Here is a 5,241-nt window from a genome sequence, read left to right on the forward strand (position 1 = left end):
CGAGAAGGAACAGGCTGAAGCCATGAGAAGGTATGTCCGTGATGATGTGATGCAGCACTATGCGGAAGGGTTCGGAAAAGGCCTGAACAAGGAGGATATCGAGTATTACGGAAAGATCCATTTCGAGAGGAAGGGAACCGACCGGTACGACATGCACGCACATATCATCGTAAGCCGGAAAGACAGGAGCAACACCAGGAAGTTAAGCCCGAAGACCAACCATACAGGGAAGAAGAACTGCGGCAACGTGAAGGGCGGTTTTGACAGGACGGATTTTTTCCGAAAGTGTGAAACCTCATTTGACAAGCGCACAGGGTATGACCGGGCACCGGAACAGACCTTCGACTACCTCAATACCATGAAGAACGGAACTCCGGAAGAAATCTTCCAGAAGAAGGAGTGGGCGGAACGTGTGAATCATGAGCGTCTGGAGAGGATGAAAGCCGAATGGAACCGGAGCCTTCAGGAACATGGTCGGGAAGAGAGCCAACAACAGGGAAACAGTATTTCCCAGGTTCCGGACATAGACCAGGCACCGCAGCGGAAGAAGCAGCTGGAGGAAGAACTCGACCAGCCCAGGAAAAGAAGCCGGGGTTTTGGAATGGGTATGTGATCTTATATCTGAGAGCATAGATTTTGTGTCGTTATGAGGTAACAAGTAAGGACGAACTTCTTCAGGAAATTTATCTTGAGGAAGAAAAAAGCCCACCGGAATAGTTAAATATCAGATTTTGAGGATAATGTATTATAATTCTTTGTAAATTTGTGGAATATAGAATATAATTTAAAAGGGAGGTTTTATGAAAAATTTTTGTAAATTTTTATGTGGGGCTATTTCCTTATTTGTTTTGTCCTGTTCTGAGAATATAGATACAATAGGGAATAGTAATGTAAATGGAGTTGTTCCTAAAGACGAGAAGGTGTCAATGGAAATTTATGGAAATCTTGACGATTCTTTTATTTCAGGTACTCGTACTGGTGAAGGTTTTATTTATCCTGATTATTATGGAGGTTCATATATAGATGATAATGGAGGGTTGATTATTTTAACGACTGATAGTGTAGAAAGTGTTGTTAAAGATTTAAGGTTTAGAACTAAATCTTCAAATTTTTCTATAAAAAACTGTGAGTATTCATTGAATGAGTTGCAGTCTTTAAATGAGGAATTGGGAAAAGTTTTTGAGAATCAAAATATTGCAAGTGAATTAAAGTGGGTTTCTGTTGGAATTGATATAGTTCATAATAAGGTTAGTGTTGATTTGGAAGATTGTTCCGAAAGTATTATAGTTAAATTCAAATCAATGGTTTCAAATTCTAGTATGATAAAGTTTAATGAAGTTGCTCCTATAATATTTGATTCTGGTTATGAAAAGATACAAGCAGATAGTATATCTTCAATGACTAAGAGAGCCGTAAAAACGAATGTTCATTTAGGTTCTCCTTATAGTTCTAGAGGAAAAGATCAGCAAGGGGATCCTGTTCTGAATGTCGTTCATCCAATGAAATAAGCATATACCAAACTACAGTTCTGTATTTACTTTTATTTTCCCTATCGTTTTCTGTTCGTCACGTACCCGGCAAAGTTCCCGGTGTGCCTTTTCCTTATACTCCTGAAGAACTTTGATTTCGTTACGCAATCGGTTGTTTTCTTCCTGAAGGAACTGAAGCTCTTTGGCACGTTCTGCTGCCAGGCTTTCCGCTTTGGCCTTTGCTTCTGCAGCCTGAACTATAAGTTCCGGAGCTGGAAGCTGTATATGCTTTTGTGCTGTTATAAACTCGCTCATAAGCATACACAAGGCTTCTACCTGGTTCCTTTCCTTCTCGATGTCTGGAGGAACAGGGAGAAATGGTGTTGTTTCCTTGTCATAGATATCGAAGTCGTTCTTCTCTATGAATTTCCAGACTGTTTCAACCCATTCACCGACAGGCTTTCCGGCTTTTCGGCAATATATTTTTATTTCTTCGAGTATATTTTTAGGTACTCTTATAGTTGATGTCTGTATATTTGTTTTTTCTTGCATATCAATAGTTTATGTGCAAAAATATAAAGAATATATTTAGTGATATACATATTCTACAAAAAATATATTATTGCTTTGTTATATGTGCATCAACGAAGCAACCGCCGAAGCCGGATAAAGCGTCAGGTTGCGTGTAAGTGACTGTTACAAGGGTTTGTCCCATGAATGTCTCAATCTTGTCTATAACGGCTTCCATTGGCTTGCCCAAGCCTGTAGCTTCAGCTGATACAAATATCAAATCTCCTTCTTTCATATCGTTGTTTTTTTTGATTTTGTTACAGAATCAAATTATTTTATACCGAACTCTTCTCTTAACATTTTAAGCAGTGCATTTTCAGCGTGCTTCCTTGTCATTTCTCCTGTGCATACTCTGTCATCGTAATAACAGCACCTTTCATACACATTCTTCAGCCTTCCGAGTTCTGCTATTTTATCTACAGCCTTTACAGCTTTATTGTTTGTAGGGTTATCCATTGCATTACTGATCCACCTGTAAACAAATGAATATTGTTCGTATTGTTCCCCTCCTTCCTCACGTGGATGCAGAGTGTTGATATTGAATACAACTGTATCAGCTTTGGGCTTTCTTCCTTTAATTGGATATTTGCAAATCAGTTCATAATCAAACCACACATCAGAACCGCTTTCCTTGATGCGTTCCTTTGCCGGACGTAAAATTTTCTGGTCTATCTGGGCATTAGAATAGACTTCCGGTATCTCCAGATCTTTTCTTAACTGAAGTATCGGGTAGTAATACTGTTTTCTATCCCTTTGGCTGCAAATTATCTTATACAGCCTTTTTGTGTAGTTGCCACGAAGCCCAAGAGCAAGCCCTTTGGAATATCTTGTACCTCCGACACCAACACCGTAATAGATCAAGAATGGAATAGCCCAAGGGTTTATATTAAGCATTACCTGGTTAGTCCCTTTTATGTTGTGTATTGTTGTGATGATTGCACCTGTTGTTTCTATGGTCTTGTGTATTTTGGGATGAACCCAGCGAAAGGAAAATATCTTTTTAGTCAAGTCCAGAGCTTCTTTTAATACCATTGTTTTATGGTTTTTCCCCCCGGCTTCATCGCATTTTATAGTAACATAAGGCTGGTTAAACAAATCCCGTGGCAGTTCTTCCTCTCTTGATATGTGCTTTTGTAGTTTGTCACTGATAAGAGTAAGCAAGTTTTCTTGCCATTCAGAAATATTGTACTGCCCAAAAGTTACATTATTAGGCTGAATAAGCATTATTTCCTCTTCAGTTGGAGGAATGAACGGTACCAAGTTTTTACCTTTTGCCATACGTTTTGTTTTTAGGGGTTGTTTTTACAAATATACGATATGAAAAATAATAAACCAAAAAAAAAGGTATTTTTTATGGGTATCTTTAGCAATTTGAGTATCTTTTGTGGGGGGTGTCTTTAGCAATTTGAGTATCTTTTGTAGCATATCTTTAGCAATTTGAGTATCTTTTGTGCCCTTTTATTATTTGTAAAATTTAGAAAATCAATACATTACAATGTTGAAAACACGTTCGTACAAGATATTCTGCAAAGACATTCTAACAAGAAAGCGGATTTTAGGGGAAAAATGACCTTGTTTTTGCCCCAAAATTGTGACAATAGAGAGAAAGAGAGAACCCTCCCTTTAGGGAGTGAGGAGGGTTTTGGGAACGGCTTTTTCTGGCGCGTTAAAAAATGTATATATTAGTATTTTTGTGTTTATTTTCTTTGTTTTTGATATATATTGTTATACATTTGCAATAAAAAGTATAACAATATGGAAGTAGCAATAAAGAAACTAACTGCATTCAGACTTGACAGCAACCTTTTGGACATGCTGAAGAGTGCTGCCAAACGTGAACATCGGAGCTTAAACAACTTCGTGGAATGTCTTCTTATGGATGCCATGTACACAGAACCAAACGAAGAGACCAAAGCGGCCATAGAAGAAGCTCGTGCCGGGAAAAACCTGAAGAAAGTTGATACAAGCAGCTTCGAGAACTTTATAAAATCCTGTAGTGAATGAGAGAGGTTAAGACTGGTGGCCAGTTCCGGAAAGACCTGAAACGGTACAGGAATGATAATACCAAACTGAAAAAACTTTATGAAATTGTAGGATTCCTGGAACGTTGTGAGGACGTTCCAAAAGAGTTTAAACCTCATATGCTTTCAGGTGATTATGCAGGTCACATGGAATGTCACGTAGAAAATGATTTTCTTTTGATATGGATTGATGATGAAGTCGTAAAGCTGGTTAGGCTTGGCAGTCATTCAGAATTGTTTGGAAAGAAGAAGAAATAACAAAACCATTTTAGAAAGTCAGCAGAACTTCAAAACAAAATAAGTTCTGCTGACTTTTGTTTTATGCTTTTGTTCAGAACAAGGACAGCTGCCGTTTGTCCTCTTCTTCCTGTTTGTGTACTTTCTGGCTCTGCTTCTCATACTCGAGTATCTCCTGTATTGACCGGATAGCTCTTTTTCTCTGTTCCGGAGTGGTGCGCCTTGCCATACCCTTTTCCATTTTCCCGGACTTCAGCCAGTTCGAATACATGTCGATCAGGCAGAGTACTTCTTCTTCCATTACTGTAGGCACTCTCATGGTCTTGGTGTACATGCCGGACACGGCCTTTCTTCCGGAACCTTCTCTGGCTCCACCTTTCCCGGTCTTTTTCCCTGGTTCCTTTTCCATAGGTCTGTTTTGTTTGATTTCGTTACGGAATCAAAGTTAGGTATTTTATATCGGATATCCAAGTAAAACCGCACACTGATTTGCACTGCAAACGGCTGCACTCGTCGGGAGTGTTGGTACACCCCCTTGCCGTGCGGCGCTCCCCGACCGATGAGTTTTTTGTGTGGTGTTCCGGACACAATCTGTTGTGCGTTTTTGTTGGGTAATTCTGTTGTGTACCGGGTGTGCGGTTTTCGTGGGTGTTCACGTGTGTGGGATAGGTTCTATCTCTCCCCGTCCCCTTTGCTGATTTCGCGCTGGGGAGGGTGTTCGATAGACCAGCAAGAGGAAACCGGGCAAGCCCTGTTTTTTCCTCTTGCCCTACGGGGTTTTTAGCTGTAAATCAGATATTTAGTGAATTATACTAATATAATTTGGTTATAATGAATAAATATACTATCTTGTAAACCAGTAAATTAGTATATTAATTCATTATAATAAACCTTATAATATCATGGAAAAAGACAGTAAAACAACGGTAGCGGTAGAACGTACC

At 39.2% G+C, this 5,241-nt stretch carries 8 protein-coding genes; 4 read left to right on the forward strand and 4 right to left on the reverse strand.

What is annotated here, in order from left to right:
• Both M3090_RS14715 and M3090_RS14720 read left to right on the forward strand, forming a co-directional pair.
• Nucleotides 1-613 (forward strand): DUF5712 family protein (locus tag M3090_RS14715; RefSeq protein WP_249057578.1); only part of this gene is annotated, 613 nt, incomplete at its 5' end.
• A 187-nt stretch (nt 614-800) separates the two neighbouring features.
• A complete protein-coding gene (locus tag M3090_RS14720) occupies nt 801-1,508 on the forward strand; it encodes a hypothetical protein (RefSeq protein WP_249057580.1) in 708 nt (235 codons plus the stop codon).
• 12 nt (nt 1,509-1,520) lie between these two features.
• On the opposite strand, the gene M3090_RS14725 is transcribed toward M3090_RS14720, so the two are convergent.
• From M3090_RS14725 to M3090_RS14735, 3 genes are all read right to left on the reverse strand, one after another.
• A complete protein-coding gene (locus M3090_RS14725) occupies nt 1,521-2,021 on the reverse strand; it encodes a hypothetical protein (protein WP_204405139.1) in 501 nt (166 codons plus the stop codon).
• Between the two features lie 67 nt (nt 2,022-2,088).
• Nucleotides 2,089-2,274 carry a hypothetical protein gene (locus M3090_RS14730; RefSeq protein ID WP_204405140.1) on the reverse strand — a complete coding sequence of 62 codons (186 nt, stop codon included), beginning with the start codon at nt 2,272-2,274 and terminating at the stop codon, nt 2,089-2,091.
• 35 nt (nt 2,275-2,309) lie between these two features.
• A complete protein-coding gene (locus M3090_RS14735; protein WP_204405141.1) occupies nt 2,310-3,317 on the reverse strand; it encodes a replication initiation protein in 1,008 nt (335 codons plus the stop codon).
• Nucleotides 3,318-3,794: 477 nt separating this feature from the next.
• Between M3090_RS14735 and M3090_RS14740 the strand changes: the two genes are divergently transcribed.
• Together M3090_RS14740 and M3090_RS14745 are read left to right on the forward strand one after the other, a co-directional pair.
• The gene (locus tag M3090_RS14740) at nt 3,795-4,043 is read left to right on the forward strand and encodes a toxin-antitoxin system protein (protein ID WP_008782592.1); all 249 of its coding nucleotides are present in this window, start codon (nt 3,795-3,797) and stop codon (nt 4,041-4,043) included.
• Nucleotides 4,040-4,318: a type II toxin-antitoxin system YafQ family toxin gene (locus tag M3090_RS14745; protein ID WP_204405142.1), complete on the forward strand. Its 279-nt coding sequence runs from the start codon at nt 4,040-4,042 to the stop codon at nt 4,316-4,318. Before M3090_RS14740 ends, M3090_RS14745 begins: the two co-directional genes overlap by 4 nt.
• Before the next feature lie 73 nt (nt 4,319-4,391).
• On the opposite strand, the gene M3090_RS14750 is transcribed toward M3090_RS14745, so the two are convergent.
• Entirely contained in the window at nt 4,392-4,706 is a 315-nt protein-coding gene (locus M3090_RS14750) for a hypothetical protein (RefSeq protein WP_008782594.1), read from the reverse strand.
• Nucleotides 4,707-5,241: the final 535 nt, after the last annotated feature.

Source organism: Bacteroides sp. ET71 (genome assembly GCF_023336905.1).
GTDB lineage: Bacteria > Bacteroidota > Bacteroidia > Bacteroidales > Bacteroidaceae > Bacteroides.

Bases quoted from the DNA above. Each gene is read 5' to 3' on its own strand.
- M3090_RS14745 (WP_204405142.1), top strand. From the start codon at position 4,040: ATGAGAGAGGTTAAGACTGGTGGCCAGTTCCGGAAAGACCTGAAACGG.
- M3090_RS14740 (WP_008782592.1), top strand. From the start codon at position 3,795: ATGGAAGTAGCAATAAAGAAACTAACTGCATTCAGACTTGACAGCAAC.
- M3090_RS14735 (WP_204405141.1), bottom strand. From the start codon at position 3,317: ATGGCAAAAGGTAAAAACTTGGTACCGTTCATTCCTCCAACTGAAGAG.
- M3090_RS14750 (WP_008782594.1), bottom strand. From the start codon at position 4,706: ATGGAAAAGGAACCAGGGAAAAAGACCGGGAAAGGTGGAGCCAGAGAA.
- M3090_RS14720 (WP_249057580.1), top strand. From the start codon at position 801: ATGAAAAATTTTTGTAAATTTTTATGTGGGGCTATTTCCTTATTTGTT.
- M3090_RS14725 (WP_204405139.1), bottom strand. From the start codon at position 2,021: ATGCAAGAAAAAACAAATATACAGACATCAACTATAAGAGTACCTAAA.
- M3090_RS14730 (WP_204405140.1), bottom strand. From the start codon at position 2,274: ATGAAAGAAGGAGATTTGATATTTGTATCAGCTGAAGCTACAGGCTTG.